Source organism: Luteolibacter luteus (genome assembly GCF_012913485.1).
Lineage (GTDB): Bacteria > Verrucomicrobiota > Verrucomicrobiia > Verrucomicrobiales > Akkermansiaceae > Haloferula > Haloferula lutea.
In genome coordinates, this window is sequence record NZ_CP051774.1 from 1,143,340 (window position 1) to 1,162,290 (window position 18,951).

Annotated in this window: 21 protein-coding genes and 1 tRNA gene; 11 read left to right on the forward strand and 11 right to left on the reverse strand. The window is 59.1% G+C overall.

What is annotated here, in order from left to right; translation table 11 throughout:
• Positions 1-16: 16 nt before the first annotated feature.
• The 3 genes from HHL09_RS04625 to HHL09_RS04635 form a co-directional block, all read right to left on the reverse strand.
• Complete coding sequence (locus HHL09_RS04625) at positions 17-703, reverse strand: S1C family serine protease (protein ID WP_169453307.1); 687 nt, start codon at positions 701-703, stop codon at positions 17-19.
• A 181-nt stretch (positions 704-884) separates the two neighbouring features.
• Entirely contained in the window at positions 885-1,277 is a 393-nt protein-coding gene (locus HHL09_RS04630) for a hypothetical protein (RefSeq protein ID WP_169453308.1), read from the reverse strand.
• A gap of 63 nt (positions 1,278-1,340) precedes the next feature.
• The gene (locus HHL09_RS04635; protein ID WP_169453309.1) at positions 1,341-1,931 is read right to left on the reverse strand and encodes a sigma-70 family RNA polymerase sigma factor; all 591 of its coding nucleotides are present in this window, start codon (positions 1,929-1,931) and stop codon (positions 1,341-1,343) included.
• Between the two features lie 227 nt (positions 1,932-2,158).
• Here HHL09_RS04635 and HHL09_RS04640 point away from each other — a divergent pair, with 227 nt between their 5' ends.
• From HHL09_RS04640 to HHL09_RS04650, 3 genes are all read left to right on the forward strand, one after another.
• Positions 2,159-2,782 carry a hypothetical protein gene (locus HHL09_RS04640; RefSeq protein ID WP_169453310.1) on the forward strand — a complete coding sequence of 208 codons (624 nt, stop codon included), beginning with the start codon at positions 2,159-2,161 and terminating at the stop codon, positions 2,780-2,782.
• An 8-nt stretch (positions 2,783-2,790) separates the two neighbouring features.
• Complete coding sequence (locus HHL09_RS04645) at positions 2,791-3,123, forward strand: hypothetical protein (protein ID WP_169453311.1); 333 nt, start codon at positions 2,791-2,793, stop codon at positions 3,121-3,123.
• Positions 3,124-3,292: 169 nt separating this feature from the next.
• The gene (locus tag HHL09_RS04650; RefSeq protein WP_169453312.1) at positions 3,293-4,231 is read left to right on the forward strand and encodes a DUF6268 family outer membrane beta-barrel protein; all 939 of its coding nucleotides are present in this window, start codon (positions 3,293-3,295) and stop codon (positions 4,229-4,231) included.
• Positions 4,232-4,314: 83 nt separating this feature from the next.
• Here HHL09_RS04650 and HHL09_RS04655 read toward each other — a convergent pair whose 3' ends face one another.
• The 3 genes from HHL09_RS04655 to HHL09_RS04665 all read right to left on the reverse strand — a co-directional run bounded on the left by HHL09_RS04655 (position 4,315) and on the right by HHL09_RS04665 (position 6,111).
• A complete protein-coding gene (locus tag HHL09_RS04655; protein WP_169453313.1) occupies positions 4,315-4,911 on the reverse strand; it encodes an SET domain-containing protein in 597 nt (198 codons plus the stop codon).
• Positions 4,911-5,567 carry a hypothetical protein gene (locus HHL09_RS04660; RefSeq protein WP_169453314.1) on the reverse strand — a complete coding sequence of 219 codons (657 nt, stop codon included), beginning with the start codon at positions 5,565-5,567 and terminating at the stop codon, positions 4,911-4,913. Before HHL09_RS04660 ends, HHL09_RS04655 begins: the two co-directional genes overlap by 1 nt.
• A gap of 85 nt (positions 5,568-5,652) precedes the next feature.
• Positions 5,653-6,111 (reverse strand): Lrp/AsnC family transcriptional regulator, encoded by a 459-nt coding sequence (locus HHL09_RS04665; protein ID WP_169453315.1) that lies wholly within the window; start codon positions 6,109-6,111, stop codon positions 5,653-5,655.
• A gap of 110 nt (positions 6,112-6,221) precedes the next feature.
• Here HHL09_RS04665 and HHL09_RS04670 point away from each other — a divergent pair, with 110 nt between their 5' ends.
• The 8 genes from HHL09_RS04670 (at position 6,222) to HHL09_RS04705 (ending at position 13,243) form a co-directional block, all read left to right on the forward strand.
• A complete protein-coding gene (locus tag HHL09_RS04670) occupies positions 6,222-6,971 on the forward strand; it encodes an AzlC family ABC transporter permease (RefSeq protein ID WP_169453316.1) in 750 nt (249 codons plus the stop codon).
• On the forward strand, positions 6,968-7,261 hold the full coding sequence (locus HHL09_RS04675; protein WP_169453317.1) for an AzlD family protein: 294 nt from the start codon (positions 6,968-6,970) through the stop codon (positions 7,259-7,261). The genes HHL09_RS04670 and HHL09_RS04675 overlap by 4 nt, the downstream gene beginning before the upstream one ends.
• Positions 7,262-7,405: 144 nt before the next feature.
• Positions 7,406-8,314: a ParB/RepB/Spo0J family partition protein gene (locus HHL09_RS04680; protein WP_169453318.1), complete on the forward strand. Its 909-nt coding sequence runs from the start codon at positions 7,406-7,408 to the stop codon at positions 8,312-8,314.
• A 48-nt stretch (positions 8,315-8,362) separates the two neighbouring features.
• A complete protein-coding gene (locus HHL09_RS04685; protein ID WP_169453319.1) occupies positions 8,363-9,316 on the forward strand; it encodes a M28 family metallopeptidase in 954 nt (317 codons plus the stop codon).
• 111 nt (positions 9,317-9,427) lie between these two features.
• Positions 9,428-9,500: transfer RNA gene (locus tag HHL09_RS04690), tRNA-Phe, on the forward strand.
• 223 nt (positions 9,501-9,723) lie between these two features.
• On the forward strand, positions 9,724-10,257 hold the full coding sequence (locus HHL09_RS04695; protein WP_169453320.1) for an ECF-type sigma factor: 534 nt from the start codon (positions 9,724-9,726) through the stop codon (positions 10,255-10,257).
• 137 nt (positions 10,258-10,394) lie between these two features.
• Positions 10,395-10,844: a hypothetical protein gene (locus HHL09_RS04700; protein WP_169453321.1), complete on the forward strand. Its 450-nt coding sequence runs from the start codon at positions 10,395-10,397 to the stop codon at positions 10,842-10,844.
• Positions 10,845-10,981: 137 nt separating this feature from the next.
• Positions 10,982-13,243: a serine/threonine protein kinase gene (locus tag HHL09_RS04705; RefSeq protein WP_169453322.1), complete on the forward strand. Its 2,262-nt coding sequence runs from the start codon at positions 10,982-10,984 to the stop codon at positions 13,241-13,243.
• Positions 13,244-13,281: 38 nt separating this feature from the next.
• Here HHL09_RS04705 and HHL09_RS04710 read toward each other — a convergent pair whose 3' ends face one another.
• From HHL09_RS04710 to HHL09_RS04730, 5 genes are all read right to left on the reverse strand, one after another.
• Entirely contained in the window at positions 13,282-14,115 is an 834-nt protein-coding gene (locus tag HHL09_RS04710) for an SDR family NAD(P)-dependent oxidoreductase (protein ID WP_169453323.1), read from the reverse strand.
• 540 nt (positions 14,116-14,655) lie between these two features.
• Positions 14,656-15,093, reverse strand: coding sequence for a DUF2383 domain-containing protein (locus HHL09_RS04715; protein ID WP_169453324.1), 438 nt, complete (start codon positions 15,091-15,093; stop codon positions 14,656-14,658).
• Positions 15,094-15,766: 673 nt separating this feature from the next.
• Entirely contained in the window at positions 15,767-16,375 is a 609-nt protein-coding gene (locus tag HHL09_RS04720) for a superoxide dismutase family protein (RefSeq protein ID WP_169453325.1), read from the reverse strand.
• A gap of 119 nt (positions 16,376-16,494) precedes the next feature.
• On the reverse strand, positions 16,495-18,270 hold the full coding sequence (locus HHL09_RS04725) for a 4-alpha-glucanotransferase (RefSeq protein ID WP_169453326.1): 1,776 nt from the start codon (positions 18,268-18,270) through the stop codon (positions 16,495-16,497).
• A 7-nt stretch (positions 18,271-18,277) separates the two neighbouring features.
• A complete protein-coding gene (locus tag HHL09_RS04730) occupies positions 18,278-18,838 on the reverse strand; it encodes a hypothetical protein (RefSeq protein WP_169453327.1) in 561 nt (186 codons plus the stop codon).
• Between the last annotated feature and the right edge of the window lie 113 nt (positions 18,839-18,951).

Here is an 18,951-nt window from a genome sequence, read left to right on the forward strand (position 1 = left end):
CTCCCGGAAAGCCGCATCACTTCTTCTCCACCGGCGTAACGCTGATAGACAGCTCCTGAGCGCCTCGCTTTACCCGCACGGGAGTGGCGACCCCAGGACGCAGGTAATAGAAGGCATTCACCGCATCCGCGTAGTCCGCAAGCCGTCGGCTACCGACTTCTAACAGCACATCCCCGGATTTCACTCCTGCAGTCGCGGAAGGAGAGCCTTCCTGAACGTTGGTCACCTCTGGAACGGTGGACTGCGGCAAGAGCTTCAGACCGATCCAGCCGCGCGAGACCCTGCCCGCTCCCTGAACATCCTCAAGCACACGCTTAACCACGTCCACGGGAAGCGCGTAACCGCTGTGCGCACCGGTGGTCTGGTGTGCGATGGCGATGACAGCACCGTTGGCATCCGTAAGTGGCGTCCCCGCACGCGGCACGCTGGACGAGTAGTCCACTTTCAACAGGGAAAGCGGGAGCATTTTGCCATTCAACTGCTTCACCCAGCCAGTTGCTTTGCCAGCTCCGACTCCCTTCACATGAAGCTCGGTGCCGACGACCTTTGAGGCCGATGGAGCAAGGGGCAAGGCTCGCTCGGCAGGCCCCGAGACATGGAACACAACCAAGCGCGAGACAGGATCGACAAAGACCTCTGCAGGTAGTTCGCGCCCCGAAGAGCGGAGACAACCCGCCTCCGCCTGCATTTCGGAAAGCGCCACGGCAGCAAAGAAACGACCGTCTCCTATAGGAAAAGCAACCGATCCGGATTCACCGCCCGCACCGGGAAAAATTACATCCCAGGAAGACTGCGAAAGAGCCGCAGGGGCGCAAATCAACCATGTCGCGATCAGTGCCATGGGGCACCGCCAATGAAAGGAAGTCATCCAGATGAAAAATCCTTCAGAACTCCTGCTCACCGGTGCTGCCCTGCGAAGAAGGGCGCAGGTCCAAGGCCTCAAGCTGCTCAACCGCGGCGGGTTCAGCAGGAGCGACCTTGTAATTCACCGGAACAGGAGGCGCGGATTGGACAGGAGTCGTATCCGGAGCCAGAAGGAACAATGCCATGACAGTGGCATAAGCGAGGCCTGCCCCATAGGCCCACCTCGAAGCTCCGAGGTTCGAGAACCATGCCGAAGCGCGGCGCAACCAGCCCGCGGGGCCGGTTTTCAGCGCCTCTTCCTCACGGCGGCGCTGGTGAAATTCCCGAAGAAAATCGTCGAAGTATCCCTCCTCAGGACGCTCGTGGCGCTTGAGGGCGAGCAGGGATCCAATCTCTTCAACACTCGGCTTCACGGCGATTGATGGTTAATAAATCTAAAATTTCAGTGCGCTTTGCAAGGAATTTTTTCAAATTCCTCACTCCCAGTAATCCTGCAGCTTCGACTGCAGGTGGAGGTGAGCATAGTGCAAGCGCGAACGCACGGTTCCTTCGGAGGTCTTGAGGATTCGTGCGATTTCTGCATGCGGCATGCCTTGGATGTCGAACATCGTCACCACGGTTCTATGCGCTTCTGACAGGGAGAGCATCGCTTCGTTCAATCTTTTCTGAAGCTCGTGGAGTTTGCTCTGCTTCTCGGGGTTTGCCATGTGACTGGAGTCCACGAGGGCCGGATCCTGCTGCACGGCGGAATCCAATTCATTGAGGCTTAATCCCGACCGACGCTTCCGCTTCTTGAGGAAGTTCAAGGTCATGTTCACGGCAATCTGATAGATCCACGTGTAAAAGCTGGCTTGGCCACGGAAGCGGGGCAGCGAATGGTAAGCTTTTGCGAAAATATCCTGCAGGAGATCGTTCGTATCCTCCTTGTGCGCGGTCATGTTGTAGACAAGACCGTACAGCTTTTCGCCATATTTGAGAATCAGGGCGTCGAACGCGCGCGTGTCGCCATTGCGGGCACGCGTCACAAGGTCTTCGTCCGGATCCGGCTGGAGGGGATCATCCGGCATCGTGGGGTTGTGGGGGGGAGAGTGGGGTGAACGGGCGAAATGCTACACAAATCAAGGAGAGTGTAAAGCGAGGTCCGCTCTGTCAGAGGATTTGCGGACTGTTAGGACCGTGCAGCCTGCACCGCGAAAATGCCCGAAATCCTTAAGAAATACTGAGGATTTTTCTGGAGTGAAACCAGCGCCAACCCTATAAACGCGTTGCTGTCCCGCATCCCCGCCTTACGGCAATGCCATCCGCACCCGAGCACACTCACCATATCAGAATCCGCAACACCCAGCTTGAGATGAGCCCGGCGCAACAGGCCGGCCCCCGCCAGGGTGAAGATGTCGAAGGCAAACTCCGCGCCGCGCAGGAGCAACTGGAACAACTCCAGACCCAACGCGAAGAGCTGGAGCGCCAGAAGAAAGAGGTGGAAGCCCTCAACATCCGCAAGCGGGAGTTCGTCAACGCCCAAGCGGAACTCACCGAGCGATTGAACGGAACCTTGACCCGCATCGACCGCGAGGTCTTCGAGATGCGCCAGGAAATCGATGATCTGGAGCAGTGCCGCAAGGTATTCGCCGGACATCTGGGCAAGCTCGAGAAGATCAATCCGGACGGATGGACCCGGGACAACATGTCGGCATCCATCGAGCGTGCGATGTCGCTCGCGGAGCATGCCGATGACGAATACTCGCAGGCCGCGGAGCATTTCTCCCGCTCGCCGCGCTGTGGCAACATTTTCAACGGAGCGAAGGCCCGCCGGGTGGTATCGAGCGACTTCTCGCGCCAATTCCGCAACGGCCTTGCATTCAACCTGCCGATCATCGTGCTCGGCGGACTGGGACTGATCGTATATCTCCTGAAATGAATCTCTCCATGCGCCTTTCCCGAAGCCATCTTGATGAGGGAAACGACCTGGAAGAGCTGCGGGCTCTCGAGGAGAGGAAGCGCGCACTGGAAGAACAGATTCAAAGTGTGAGCGCACAGCCGGAGAAGATTCTCCGGGAGGCTCAGGAACAGATGGCCACGCTTCCTCCGCCGGATGATCTCGCGGATCGCCGGCGCTTGCGGGAATTCGAGGAAAAGGCCAGCCGCACGCAGATCCGCAACGAGCGCCGCACGCAGGGCAAGAGCCTGCTGCTGCTGGTACTCCTGCTCACGGCGACCGCGTTCCTAGTGTCGTGGGTGATCAAGTTGTTCGTGGCCTGAGGGGCACACGGCTTTCCGGCCGCTTGCCTACAAGCCGGGAAAGCATCCAAGGGCCTGCCGCCTCTATCAGCTGAGGCGGCGAGAGCAGCGTGATAAGGAATTTCGCGTGGTTTCTCCAACAATTCCCTCCTCGCCAATCTGGCGATCCTCAGCTATGGGAGCCGTTGATATGACCAAAAGCCTCTCGCTCCTTACCGCATCGTTCTCTTTCTTGGCCGGCCCTGCCCTTGCCGGCTCCCCTGCCCCGATCACTACGACCACATCCGAGAGCAGCGTCTCCGAGGCAAATCCGCTGAGCTTCTTCGATGCCTTCCGGGTAAGCGCCTACGGAAACTTTGGGATGGAGTTCGACAACAGCGCGGTGGAGCTGGATGCCTATCAGGCGGAGCTCCACACCTTTCTTAGCAAGCCCCTCACCTTCGGCGATTTCTCCTTGCTGCCGACCTTCCGCTATGAAGGCACCTTCCTCCGCTACGATGGGAATACCCCTTTCTTCCCTGTGGGTGATGAAGAGCTGCACTCCTTGGAGCTGCCGCTTTACCTGATCCACATGACGCAGGGCTCTCCATGGATTTACGGCGCATGGATCCAACCTTCGCTCTCGACCGACTTCGACCACATCGATAGCGACGACATCTTCCTCGATCTGGCCGTGGGTGTCGGCTACAAGTTTAGCAACCGGCTCTATGTGGGCGTCGGGGCTGCGGGCTTCGATTTGTTTGGCAACGAATCATTGATCCCCGGCGCAGGCTTCATCTGGATGCCTACCGATGACATCATGGTCCGCTTGATCGGGGCGACCTTCGTGGCCGAATGGCAGGCGTCGCAGGATTGGAAGTTCGGCATCGATGTGCGCTCCGCCGGCGGCGTTTGGAATATCGACGACAAGAATCAATCGCGGACCCTGGACTTCACCTCCTATCGCGCAGGAATCCACGCCCAGCGTCGCCTGGTGGACACTTGGTGGCTGGAGGGTGGTGCCGGCTTCACTTTCGCAAACGAGATCAACCTCCGGACCCCGGACGGACTGGGCTTGTATGAAAGCAGCTTGGGAGATCTGGACGAGGGCGTTTACGGCTACCTCGCACTGCGGAAGGCGGTGTGGTAACAGCTTCATGTCCGCCCGAAAGAGCGGCTCCCCCGAGCTTCGCTGCCAAGCTGGAGCTTGGCCAGCCCGGGGGCTAGCGTTCCTTACTTCTTCTTCCCTGCGGCTTTCTTCTCCTCGAGCTTTTTCTTTAGCTCGGGCCACTGCTCACGGCTGACAATATAGCCGACACAGCCGGGTTTCCCGCAAAGGCAGGGATGATCTTCGTAGCACTCGACATCGAAGGCATAGTCGAAGGTGAGCTCGTCCCCTTCCTTGATGTCGGAGAGCGCGTGAATGAAGATACGCTTGCCGTCGATCCATGCCTCGCAATTCGGATCACAAGAATGATTGATCAGACGCGCCGTGTTCCAAGGCACATTGCCATCGATATCCAGTTTGCTGGTCAGCGTGAAGATGTAAACGGCAGCATCACCGGTTTCCTGAGCCTTCGCATGCTGTGCCCAGGCGCGGCGCTCGCTCTCTTCCTTGTCGATCAGCTCACCGACGTATTCGATGATCTTGGTGCCGGAGGAAATGCTCTGCGTGGCATAGACGCCGCGTCCGTGAATTTTCGAACCACGCACCTCGCAGAGATCGCTCTGGGCACGCTCCCAGAGCTGCTTCAATTTCTTGTACAAACCGGCTTCTTCCGAGAGCTTCTTCGAGTTCTTGCCCATGGTGTTTTTTCCGGTCTTGCTCATCACTGGTTCTTGCCTGCCTGACGCTGGATCTCGGGAAGCTGCATGTTTTCAGGCAGCGTGATGAACAGACGGCGCAGGTCCGAGACCCGGGCGCCTGATCCATCGATGAAGGTCCAATCATTCCTCCCCTTGTCAGAAATGGCGACCTGAAAGCCCCTCGTCGTAATGACCTCCATGCGCGGAGCGGCCCCACGTTCGGCAGGCAGGCTCACCCGATACTCGGTCACGGTGGGAACGATGAGCAGCCACTTCTTGTAGATGAGCTTCTCCACCGCCTTGCCGCCTTCCTGCACCACTTCCTTGCCGGGGGTGACTTCATACGCGGTGACCTTGGCAGTGGGATCGGGACGGAAGGAAATCACCTGGATTCCCTTTTCCTGCATCATTTTGGAAATCTCCGCGACCTTCGCTTCGAGCTTCTCGATGCCGCCATCCTGCTTGGCCAAGGTTTCCTTCCAATGCGGATACATCTTCTCAACAGCCACCAGGTGATTGCCGAGCACCACCTGCTTGCCGAGATTCTGGACGGCAGTTTGCGCCGAAGCCGCAACTTCCGGTGGCGCCGCAACCTGCGCGGCTACGCGAGCCGCTGCGAAGCAAAGCCATACCGAGGAGAGAATCACGCGCATCACGGCTGCATGGATGCCCGGAGGCATTCCCCGCGTCAAGCGCGCCGGAGGGCGATGAGCAATCATCATCGAATCGCGCCTCTCCCATGCTCGCCGCGGGTGCCCGGAATCGTCACAGCGGAAGCTCGGAGGAGAGCTTGCACTCCTGCATCGGGATCTCGGTCTTGATGCTTTTCACCCCCTTGATCCGGCCCAGGTGTTCGACTTGAAACTGACGGTAGGCGTCGAGATCCGCAGCCACGATCCGCAGGATGAAATCGCAGTCACCTGCCATGAGATGGCACTCCACCACCTGGGGGAGCTGGATCACTTGCTGGACGAAGTGATCCGTGGTCTCCACATCTTGCCCGGTCAACCACACGCGGGCGAAGACGGTAAGCTTGAGCCCGATCTTTGGAGCGTCGAGCAGAGCAGCATAGCCACGGATGATTCCCGCCTCCTCCAAAAGACGGACGCGGCGCAGGCAAGGCGAGGGCGAGAGGCCGACTTCCTTCGCTAGCTCCAAATTCTGGATCCTACCCTTCTTTTGAAGCACCCGAAGAATCCGGTGATCGATGGAATCTAGTTTCATTGAAATCTTATTTCATTTTTTGGATCAAAATTAAATACTAATGCCATTTTTGTCCTAATTTTTAGTCAATACGCAACCCATTTTCGATCGATTTGGATTATCCTGCGGCGATGGAACCTGAGAATGTGATAGGGCATCCCGTCGAGGTGGGGGCCCGGAATCCCGCACTCCGATCGGAATTCCGCCGGGGCGTGCTCGCGTCCACGCCGGTGATGCTCGGCTTCGTGCCCTTCGCTCTGGTTTTAGGAGCACAAGCCTCGCGAAAGGGATTCGCTCCCGTTGAGGTGCCCCTGATGACCGGCTTGAATTTCGGTGGTGGCTCGGAGTTCGCAGTCGTGCAGCTCTGGTCTTCCCCTCCTCACATGCTGCTGATCATGGCGGTCACCTTCTTGATCAATAGCCGTCATCTCCTGATGGGAGCGGCACTGACTCCCTACCTGAAGGACCTGCCGCGACGGAAGGCTCTGCTAGCACTCTTCTTCATGTGTGACGAGAGCTGGGCGATGGGTCTGGCCAATGCAAAACGCCGTGCGGCCTTGGGGATACCGGCCTTCAGCTTGCCTTACTACATGGGTGCATCGCTCGGACTCTACTTCACTTGGGTCTGCTTCACCTTCTTGGGAGCACTTCTAGGCCCGGTGATGGGCAACTTGGAAAGCTACGGTTTGGACATGGCCTTCCCCGCAGTCTTCCTAGTGCTGCTCAAGGGAATGTGGAGCGGTCCCCGGGCCGCTCGACCGTGGCTCGTGAGTCTGGTCGCCGGTGTCATCGCCTGCCTCCTTCTACCGGGCGCTTGGTATGTCGTGGTCGGCTCCGCGGCAGGAGCGCTGTCAGCTTGCATCTGGGGGATGAAAAAATGAGCACTCAATTTTTTCTCACCATTCTCCTGATGGCCTTGGCCACCTACCTGACGCGTATCGGTGGCTATCTTCTCCTCAGGAAGCACCAGCCGAGCCCCCGGGTGGCCGCGATTCTGGACGCGGCTCCGGGATGCGTTCTCATTTCGGTAATCGCTCCGCATTTCGCCTCGGGCCACGTAGCGGATCTAGCGGCTTTGGGGATCACCGCGCTGGCCGCGAGCCGGCTTTCGATGCTGCCCACGGTCCTGATCGGGGTTGCTTCTGCAGCCGCATTGAGAGGGTTGCTCTGAGATTCAATTCCTCGCCCTCTTGAGGGCTTCATTTTCCACAAGGCCTTATCATCCAAACCGCAAGCAGGAAATTTTTAGAAACCTTCTACCTAGTGGTTGAATCCGCTTTGCTTCCCGGTCGCTGTTTGTCAGGCTCCGCGCCCCATGTCGAAACAGGCACTCGGAAAAGGGCTCGGCGCTCTCATCCGCAAACAACCCGGCGCCCCCTCCCCGCAAGAAGCAGCCGCCCTAGGAGTGGACGGCCACGGAAAAGCCCGTGAGGTGCCGATCGACCGCGTGGTTCCAAGTCCCCTGCAGCCTCGTACGCATTTCATCGACACTCCGCTGGACGAACTCATGGAGTCGATCCGGCAGCACGGGATCATTCAACCGTTGATCGTCCGTCCAGTGGACGGAAATTATGAGTTGATTGCCGGTGAACGCCGCTGGAGGGCCTCAAAAAAGCTCGGGCTGACCACCGTGCCCGTGATCGAGCGCGAGGCGTCCGACCGCGACGTGCTGGAAATGGCACTCATCGAGAATCTCCAGCGTGAGGATCTCAATGCGATTGAAGAAGCGGCGGGCTATGTCCGCCTGGCCAAGGAGTTCTCCATGAAGCAGGACGAGATCGCCGCACGGGTGGGCAAGTCCCGCGCCAGCGTGGCGAATGCGATGCGCTTGCTGGATCTGCATTCCGACGTGCAGCTCTTGGTCGCGCAGGGCCGCCTGACCGTGGGTCACGGCAAGGCGATCCTTTCGATCAAGGACAAGGACGCTCAATTGCTGGCGTCCGACCAGATCCTGAAGAAGGGGATGAACGTCCGCGCTGCCGAGAAGTTTGCCCAGACCTTCGATATTTCAGGCGGTGCCGATGAGGGCAAGGCGAAGGGCGCGGCCTCGACACCGGCCGCACCGGACGCGCACCTCCGGGCCATCCAGAACAAGCTGCGTGACCGATTTGCCACTCACGTGGCCATCCATCACGGCTCGAAGAAGGGCAAGATCGAGCTTGAGTATTATGGGGACGACGACCTGCAGCGGCTGCTTGATCTGTTGGGGGTCGAGGATCTTTAGTGCTCCCGGTTCCGCACGACGGATCCGGAAGCCCTTTCCTCACTACCCGTGAAACGCACTTCGCTTGTCCTGCTCTTGCTCTTGGCCATTGCGGCAGGGGCGTGGTTCTTTATCAAGAAACCAGCCGAACCCGAAGCGGGCGGACGAGTGACATTCGGGAAACTGCCTGCCGGACTGGCGGAGCAGTTCTCCGGAGAAAAGGCACTGGCACAGGTAAGGGCGATCGTGGATCTGGGCCCTCGCCCGCCGGCGAGCGAAGGCTATGAGAAAACCCTGAAGTACCTCGAAGCCGAATACTCGAAGCTGGGTTGGATCACCAAACGCCAATCCTTTACCCGCGCCACGCCAAATGGTCCTGTAGTTTTCACGAACCTGCTGGCCCGTCATTCTTCTTCCTCGGGTGATTGGAACAAGTCCGTGCCGGTAGTGATCGGAGGACACTTGGACAGCAAGGGAATGGAGGCCTTCCATTTCGTGGGTGCTAATGACGGTGGCTCCTCGACCGGAGTGATCATGGAATTGGCCCGGGTGCTCGCCTCCGATCCTGCCTCCGCCGCGAAAGTGGAGTTCGTGCTTTTTGACGGGGAGGAAGCCATCCTTACCTCCATCACCGAGTCCGACGGACTCTACGGCAGCAAGTACTACGCTCAGGATATTTCCAAGCGTAGCACATGGCCAGCCCTGGGCATCGTACTCGATCTGGTGGGTGATTCCACTTACGACTTCTATTACAATCCTGAGGCGACGGCATCCATCGCTGCCACGGTGGAGAAGGCGGCCGAAGCCAGCGGCCTCGGGTTGAAGCGCTCGCTTACGTCAATCATCGACGACCACGTCCCGCTGCAGCACACCGGCCTCCCCTGCCTCCACCTGATCGGGGACTTCATGAACATGCCCTACTGGCATCAGCAGGGAGACACGATGGAGATCATCGATGCCGAAGCACTCGAGAAAACCGGTCGCACGACGCTGCGTTTCCTCGCAACGCTTGAGGCTCCTTGAAGAGCCCGTTGCTTGCTTCCTAAAGGAATCGTTTTTCCTTCAACTTTTCGATTGTCAAAACCGGGAATGCCCCCCTAAATCCCGGCCCCGCTTCGCGGGACACAAATAAAAGGCTCGGTAGCTCAGTCGGTAGAGCAGCGGATTGAAAATCCGCGTGTCGGCGGTTCGATTCCGTCCCGAGCCACCTTCTCACTCCTTGTTGAAGAGAAGGCCCTGCAAAGGGATTCATTCTGAAGAGCGTTGGTTTTTCCCCGTAATTTCCGCGATAACTCGCAGGATTTCTTCCAGCTTCGATCTACCCAGAGGGAAATCAAGCTTTCCAAGAAGCCGATCTTGGACGAGGGGTCATCGGTTGTCTGACAACATTCGCATCCCCCCCGCGTCTCAAGCTGACCTGTCCCCAAGCCATGTCGTCCTTTGAAGTGTCCGGATTGCCCGAGGACATTCTCCCGATGATCTATTCGCAGCTGCGCCGCATGGCGGCAGCACGTATGGGTGCCGCCGGCGCTGGCCAGACCCTTCAACCCACAGCTCTGGTACATGAGGCATGGCTGCGCCTCTCCGCGAATCGCGGGGAACGTGCTTGGAACGATCCCTCCCACTTTTGCGCGGCGGCTGCGGAAGCGATGCGGCATATCCTTATTGATCGCGCCCGCCAGCGATCCCGGATCAAGCGCTGGGGTGATCAAGAACGCGTGCCGATGGCGGAGGCAGAACAAGAAGCCACTGGTGACGATGAAAAGACGCTGCTCATTGACGAGGCGCTCGAGAGACTGAAAACGATTGATCCCGTGCGTGCGAAGATCGTGCTGTTGAGATTCTTCGGGGGGCTCTCGAATCAGGAGATCGCACAGGAAATGTCGCTTTCAGAGCGCAGCGTGGAGCGCCAGTGGAGCTATGCCCGTGCATGGCTTTATCGGGAAATCCGGCCTCGCTTGTAAGGAGGCAGGTCTCGCATTTTTCCGAGATGCCGGATGGTTTGGAGATTTCCTGAAAATAATTGGCGGTTTCCGGGGAGCGATGTCGTGGACGCGAGTGAGGGGGCGAGGGCCCCTTCTCCGCCCGGACCCACGGAATCATGATTCAGACCCGTTTCACTCGCACCGCCCTGCAAGTGGCAGCCATTTCCACCACTGCCCTGTGCAGCCCGGCCATTGCCGAGGATATCTCCATCCTCGCCGCTGACGCCATCGGTGTCTCTTCCTTCACGGGTGTCGGCCAATGGAGCAATGCGGCTCCTCCAAGCACGGGCAATAACTACTTCACAGCGGGCTTCCAAGTTCGCACGCCGATCACCGCTGGCACCATCAGCTTCGCCAAGCGCGCTCTCGCCGTCGGCAACAACGACGTCAGCTACGTCATCTTGGGTGCGGATCCTCAACCATGGACTGCCGTGACACCTGGGATCAACGACGGGATCACCATCTCTGACACACTGCCCGCCGGCCGGAGAATAACTTCGTGCGCCTCCGCGTGCTCGCGGCGCAGTAGATTGGTTTTATGGGGTAAGCCGTGTTCTCAGGGTTGAGCCACGGCACTGGCCCCGGTGCGTCTTAATGGGTTAGAGGGCGTACCGGGGCACTATCTTTTCATCGACCGCGATGCCGGTTGAAGGGCCTTGATGCCCGGAGCATCCGGTCCATTCTCTTTTCACCGTCGCCACTCATGGGAACCGAGTCCAGCCAAACGGGATCTGCCATGGAGTCCAGCGATATGGAGGATGCGATCTTTGACACCGCGCTCCACATCGAGGACCCCGCAGAGCGGCGTCTCTATTTGGAGAGATCCTTCCGAGACGACTCGGAAGGTCTGACCCGAATGACCGAACTGCTGGAATTGGCCGGGGAATCCGCCGCCTTTTTCATTGAGACCCGCAAACATCGCGACCTTCTCGCAGAGGACACGCTGATGGCGATGTCGGAGGAAGATCACAGGAACGCTGCCGCTCCCCATGAAGACGAGCCCGACAGTATAATCGGACGCTATCGGCTCATTGGACGCATCGGGTCAGGGGGCGGCGGCATCGTTTACGAGGCAGAGCAACAGGAACCCGTAAAGCGACGGGTGGCGCTGAAAGTCATCCGGCTCGGCATGGATACCGAGACGGTAATCTCCCGCTTCGAGGTGGAACGTCAGGCCCTCGCGCTGATGGACCACCCGAACATCGCACGGGTGCTCGATGCCGGCGCTACCTCCGGAGGGCGGCCTTACTTCGTGATGGAGCTTGTAAGGGGTGATCGCATTACCACCTACTGCGACAAGGAGAAGCTCGGCCTTACCGAGCGGCTGGGCCTCTTTATCCAAGTCTGCCACGCAATCCAGCACGCCCACCAAAAAGGGATCATCCATCGTGATATCAAGCCTTCCAATATCCTCGTGGCCACCCACGATGGTCTCGCTCAGCCAAAGGTAATCGACTTCGGTATCGCGAAGGCTACGGAGAACCGCCTATCCTCGGCGGCAATGTCCACCCTTCTGGACCAGCCCATGGGCACGCCTGCCTACATGAGCCCGGAGCAGGTGGACATGGGCGGCATCGACATCGATACCCGCAGTGATGTCTACGGTCTCGGGGCGCTTCTCTACGAGTTGCTGGCAGGCCGCCCTCCCTTCGATGGAGACGCCTTGTTGAAATCCGGCATGTCGGAAATGCGCCGGACGATCCTCGAAAAGGATCCTCTATTGCCTTCCGCGTCACTCGGCGCCGCTGGCCCTGAGGCCGCGGAAATCGCGGTGCAGCGGTGCAGCGAAAGGAATCGCCTCATCTCCTTGCTCACCGGTGATCTCGACTGGATCGTGATGAAGGCACTGGAGAAAGACCGCAACCGCCGCTACCAGACCGCCAATAGTTTGGCGATGGACGTGCAACGCTTCCTTTCGGACGAACCTGTTCTCGCCCGCCGTCCGGGCAGCCTTTATCTGATCGGGAAGTTCTTCCGCCGCAATCGTGTCGCCTGCATCTCAGGAGGCGCCGTCGCCATTTCCTTGATAGGCGGCATGGGTGCCGCCACCGTGCTTTACCTCCGCGAGCGACAGGCTCTGGTGGAACAGGAGCGGCTGCGTCAGGAAGCGGAGTCCGCCCGGGCAGAGGAGTCACGCCTGCGCGGCCAAGCCCAGGCACGCGCAAATATCTCCCGCGTCGCCGTGCTGCTGAGCGAAGGAAAGATCGAGGATGCCGATGCGCTTCTCCAAAAGGAGTCGCTTGCCTTTATCGACCCATCCCGTGAAGCAGCCGGAGTATTCCGGTCCTTAGGGAATTGGTATGCCGTCTATGGACGCTGGGAGCAGGCTCTGCAGTGCTTCACACTTCTCCATCAGGCGAATCGCTTAGATAGCCGGCGGAACATCGTCGAAGGACTGGATCTCATCTACACCGCTCCGGCCTATCTGGAGCACGGCGATTTGAAGAGCTACGATGCCTTCCGCAATGAAGTGGTGAACCTCTACCTTCCCGCGCGGAACACCATCGAAGCAGAACATCTGCTCAAGGTTTGCCTGCTCGCCCCGGCGCCCCCGGAGGTTCTGGCGGAACTCAAACAGGTGGCAGACATGTGTTCACGTAGCATTCCCGTCTTCCCCGATGCCACCGGAGCTCCGAGTTACCCGGAATGGGAGGCATTCTCGCTGGCCCTCTACCACTATCGCTTGGGCGAATTTGAAAAGATGCGCGAATGGAGCCGGATCTCCCGGATCACCCCGGACAAGGTGGGTTCCCGCATTGCTTCCCTTCTTTGTCTGGAAGCAATGGCCAAGCAGGCAGAAGGTCACATGCAAGAAGCGGGAGCCGATCTTCGAAAAGCTCGCGAATTGATCCCATCTCCCCCAGACCCTGCGGACGAAACCTCCCGTCCCCTTCCCGGCAACTGGTTCTCCTGGTCGGTGGCACGCATTCTCCATCGCGAAGCCGAAAGAAAGCGGAGCCGCTAGGGAAGTCACCTTCCTCTATCTGGAGGACACCATGGTGCCTAGCTTTTGGCTTGCTGTTCTTTGTCGCCACGCTGCCGCGTCCGCTTCTCGGGCGGCACTTCCTCGTACATCTTCTCATTGAGCTTCGCCTGAGCGTGTTCACTTAGCACGCGCCGCGCCCCCACCAGCGCCTTGTTCGCAACTCCCGGGATCACCAGTAACTCGCGGTCCATCACGCCTTGGTAGCCCGCAGCAGCGACCTCTTGGGGGGCCATGAGATTTCCCTTCTGAAAGCCGACCACACCGGTCATGTCCGCCTTCGTGAAAAAGTCCGTATCGGTCGGTCCGGGACACAGCGCCGTCACACTGACCTCCGTACCTTCCAATTCAACCGCCAGCGCTTCGCTGAACGAGAGCACAAAGGCCTTGGTCGCATGATACACATTCAGCATCGGCCCCGGCTCGAAGCCCGCCACCGAGGCCGTATTCAAAATCCGTCCTCTTCCCTTCGCGAGCATCGGCGGCAGGAAAAACTTGGTCAGGCGCAGCACGGCTTCGATATTCAAGCGGATCATCGAGAGGTCCTGCTCAAGCGCAATTTCCCAACTTCTCCCGCGGAACCCGTGGCCGGCATTATTAACCAGTATGTCGATCTCGATCCCTTCGCGCTCCATGCGGTAGAATATGTCCTCCGCCGCCTCCGCCTGCTCCAGGTCCTTCGGCAGGACATAGCAGGAAACGTTGAAGTCGGTTTCGAGCTGCGCGGCCAAGCCCCGCAATTCCCCGACGTCCGGCGCGACAAGTACCAAGGAGTGCCCGTGCTTCGCAAACTCGCGGGCGAGATGGAGGCCGATCCCGCTGGTGCAGCCCGTAATCAATGTGGAGTCTTTCATGATCGTCTCTCTCCCTTCGCAAGGCGAATGCCAATGCCCCAGAGCCCGAAATCAACCCGCGCGAGCGGGGAGCCCGGCGATCAGCCACTGCATTTCGCTTGTATGCCCGGGCATTGCGCCCCCCGTGTTTACCACCGGCAATGATCATCTCGGCCAATCAAGACGCCGCACAAGATGCCGCCGACAAAGGCCAAGGCGATCGAACCACAAGGATGCCGCGACACCGCACCATCGAAGCTGCGCTTCATGTCCTGCAAGCAACCGTCGCCACAGCACCCGCCTCTTACAGGCTCTGGGATCCGGCGTGGCTCTTGGGCCCGCTGGCTTGCATGGGTTTCGCCCTCCCGCTGTACCTCGGGGGTCCTTGGTGAAAGCGGCGGATCATTCTCTCCGGAACCGCTCGAATATGGATTAGGATCATTCATCAGAAATCAGACTTCGCAAAAGCGATGCCAAAAAGAGGAGTCATCCTGCTGAAAATGAAACAGGGCCACTTGGAGCGACCCCGTTCCCTGCCATCATTATAGCACCTTCATCCACTCAGCGGGCGCGAAGCCTGTCGAGAGTAGCCACATGACTTGATAGGGCTGGCAGGAGATCCTGGCGGATCACGATCTTAATCTCCTCCATCACATTCGAATTCCGCAACGCTTCCTCGTATTCGTCGATCCCGTGGTTCTCGCCTTGTTCCAGAGCAGCAAGGGCCGGTGACTGGCCGAGCGCCTTCGCGGTTCCCTCCACGGCTTGGGCGAAACTTCCCCACGCCCCCGAGTCGGTGGCGGGTTCCGCACCCATGTCGATCAGATGCTGGCGCAGTCTTCCGACACTTCTCTGGTGATCGGAGCGAATACCTTCCAACGCAGACCGCTCGGGTTCTTCACGAAATTTCTCAATCGCTTGATCGTAGGTCTCAACAGCAGAAATCTCGCCCCGCAAGAGGCTGTTACAGACTTCGATACATTCAGAGGTCGCATTCATGATATGGAATTTTGTGGTTCGGGTCACGGCGTGATTGCCGTGCCTTTCCCTAGCTTGAGGAATGCCGGTATATCCAGGGGCGCAACGCCGGGAGCTAATGCTCCTGCTTCTCCCGCTCTTTCGCTTCACGCTCCTTGTCCGTCTGCTGCTCTTGCTTCTCCGCTGGTATTCCTTGACCTCCAGCTGTGGGGATAGATGAGCTATTTCCACTACCCGCAGCATTGTGCTCGTTCTCTCCCCCCGAAGCAGCGCCTTGGATATTTCCGCGAGGCGGCCCCCCGTCGGCTTGTGTCGAAGGTGCTCCGTCAGTCACAGGCCCGGAAAGAGCGCCACCAGGAGCTTGTCCAGCCTGAGGCAAGCCGTCGGTTTCGCCGGTGCGGTTACCGGGATTCGGCTTGTTAAAAGCGCTCGGCAGCGATTCATGCGGCTCGTCCTCATCACCCCGCTTGTCACAAGACACCGCCGACAAAGCAACCAACCCAGCAATCAGATAAATCGTCTTCATGTCTCTATCCCGAGCAGGCGACGAACCAGACATCTCTCGGTGATTTGCGACATCACCAGTAGCGTGGTGCCTGCAGGATGCTCATCGGGGCGAGGCAGCTTGCAAGCATGCTCCCCCGCCCCGTTTCCGTGCACAACGACTGCAACGACGCCATAAACGCTTGGAAAATCATCCTTCCTCCTCCTTCGCCCCTTCTGGACCGGAGGATCCCTTTGCAGGCGCGGAGTCGGAAGCGGCGGGCTCCTTGCCCGAGTCCTTGGACAAACCGATAACGCCGGCACCGATACGGTCTCCCGCGTTGCCTGTAGGCTGACCGCCGTCATCGGCCTTCGCATGAACAATCACCGCCCGGCCCAGAATTCCGTTTGGACCGGCATCCAATGTGATGTTGTCTACCGTCAGGGTCAGTGTCGCGGCGCCTTTCCCGTCGGCTACCAGATTCCCGAGATCACCGGCATGACGTTCCTCCTTGTCGGGCATGGCGTGCGGATGCTTGCCCGGATTAAAGTGATCTCCGGCGCTGGTAGCATCCCCGCTTCCGAGATCGCCGAATTGATGGATGTGAAAGCCATGATGGGCGTTGGGAGTGAGACCACCAATGCTCGCGGTCACTTTCACCCCCTCATCTGTCTTCTCAAAGGTCACGGAACCCATCACCTTGCTGTCGCCCACCGGTCTTACAATGGCGACGAGCTTGGAAGGTTCGACAGATTGGGCATGGAGCAAATTGGCCGCCATCGGCAGGAAGGCAGCGAGCAGGAGATGTCGGCATTTCATGGTGGATTCCTATCCTGCACCTCCTATGCCACCGATTTTTCCGCAGGATCCTCAGCTGGAAAGATGGCTGGGCGGCTTTGCCTGTGCAATCTGCGGGTCCGCCGTGCAAGTTGAGCAGGCTAGGTAGCTGACTTCGCGCCCGTCGTTCCGACCCATACCTCGGGCGGAGTTGGCGGCATGTCGTCACCTTCGACAACCGACCTCCCCGAACTCTTGATCAGATCCCGCACAAGGGAGATCCGCGGCCCATAGACCGGATGCCGCAAGAGGTCGCCGAGCGGACATTCGAGGCGATCTCCCCAAGTCCCGCGGCCATAGCTGCCCGGCAAATTGAAGCGCAGCGGAATGCCAAGCAGATCGCTACACATCAATACCGCCAACCTGCCTTTGGTTTGAAAAAGCGCGCCTTGGAACTTGCCGAGGAGCTCGTCGTCCAGCCCTTCGAACCCGGTCGAAGAACCGCCGGCAAAATCGAGCAGGGCCTTCAGATCTCTTGCCGACTTGCCCTCCGGATCCTCGCTTGAGGCTTGCTGAAGATGCAGAAGCAATTGCGCCAGCGGGGCGTTGTCATGGTTGGCATAGGCGACAAGGCTGAGCTCACGGAACAGCCCGGGTGCTCGCACGGCACCTTCCTCTGTCCGTTCCAGTTGGGGGAAGCTGAGATTCGCAAGTCCCAGTTCGTGTAAGGCTCGTGTCATATAATCCGGCATCTCACCCATGATCTCCGCGACCAGATCCATGCTTCCCGCCGCCTCGATCAGGTGTCCGATGATCTCGCGTCCCTGTAGCTCATTCATCGCCGCACTGGTGGGATCGTCATCCGGTCCCGGGATGAACCGGGGTAACAGTCCTCCTGTCTGTTGAGCCGCCTCTTCCTCGCTTAAGCTGGAGAACTCCACGTGACGAGCTCCCCCAGCCCAAGGAAACATGTAGGCACGGAAATAGCCGCGAAGATGATCGAGGCGACAGCCGTGGAAAAACTCTGACTCCCACCCAATGCGCTCCCTCAACCACTGGAACCCGGTCGAGCGATGGTTCTCCCAGCGATAGGGCGGCAGGCCCCAGTTTTGGCCCCAGCGTTCCGCGTCCTTGCTCGTATCGAAATGCGCGAGAGGCCGGGTTCCAAGGCTCCACTCTGTATCGAAAAGGGAAGGATTCGCCCACACATCCACACTATTCAAGCCAACCCCGAAAGACATCTCCCCCATCAGCCTTACGCCACGCTCCTCGGCATGTGCCCGGACCTCCTTCCACTGCCGCCACGCCACCCACTGGATAAAGGCAAATCCTGTCCTCAGCAGCTCGAGGCCCTCGCGCGTCGAATGCCGTTGTAGCCATGCTTCAGCCAGCTCATGGGTGCGGTGCTCCGGCCGCCAGTCATCCCATACGGTATTCCCCTCATATTCCCGGACCAGGGCACGAAACAAGGTATAGGGCCGCAACCACGACGCCTGCTCGTCTTGAAACCGGGCAAACTCCTCGTGCATGCTAGAGGCATGAAGCCCCAAAAAATGATACGCGGTGGTCAGCAATATCTGCGTCTTCAAGGGATAGACCGCATCGTGCCTGACATTGCCCGAACGCAATTGGCTTAACCATGATTCCGGTGCCGCTTGTTCTAACAAGGCATGCGTCAGGCCGGGGACCTCCTGCGGCGTCAGGCTCACATAAGCCGGGGAAAGAGCGCGGGAGCTGATCGGATTGTAGGGACTGTGATCACCGAAGGTCTCATGAATCGGCAACAGCTGGAGCACACTCATTCCCAACCCCGCGACAAAATCGACAGCATCTCTTACTGCAGCTGTATCGCCAATCCCCAGGTCACGATCGCTTCTCAGGGCGTAAACGGGAACGAGCATTCCTGCCCGCCGCCGGTCGAGTATCGAGGCATTCATCGCTCGCTTAGGCTTTCCATGCGGAGCGGATCATCTCCCCTGCGAGCTGGGCCGCCGCCGGATTCACCAGCGGTGCATCCTTCGCAAGCTCGGACGCGACGATCAATGGCAGATGTTCACCCAGGGCCATCACCGCCAGGGCTGCAGACTTCAGGCTTTCCTGTGCCAATGAAGCGGTTTCGGTGTGACCGGTGGCGAGCCCCAAGGTCAACAGCATCGAGTAGCTGGTCGCGGCCACATTCATCGCCACGATGTCATCACGTAGCATCCTTGAGACCGGATGTTCTCGCAGCCTGCCATAAACGCCAGCGAGGGCCCCGGTGATGGCGGTGACCCCCTCCTTCAAAATCGCCCCCACGCTTCCCCCTTCGTCCGCTGAGATCCGCTTGAAGTTGTCGATGCGCGCCTCACCCGCCTTCGCCAACTGGCCCAAGAGGGAGGCCAGTTCGGGAAAGTCCTTGAGCCGCTCGTCCTCCAGTTGCCCTTCGATCGCATTCACGATATCGCGTTCCATGCCGATCACATCGTTAACGTACTGCTTCAGGTTGCCGTGGTGCTTTTCGTCCATCCCCACCTTTCCGCAGCATCCATGCCGGTGCGGGGAGTGCAGGAAAACCGCAGAACCGGGTCATATCGCGGCGCAACTCGCAACGGATTGAAGCGAAAGCTGCACGCCCCCGC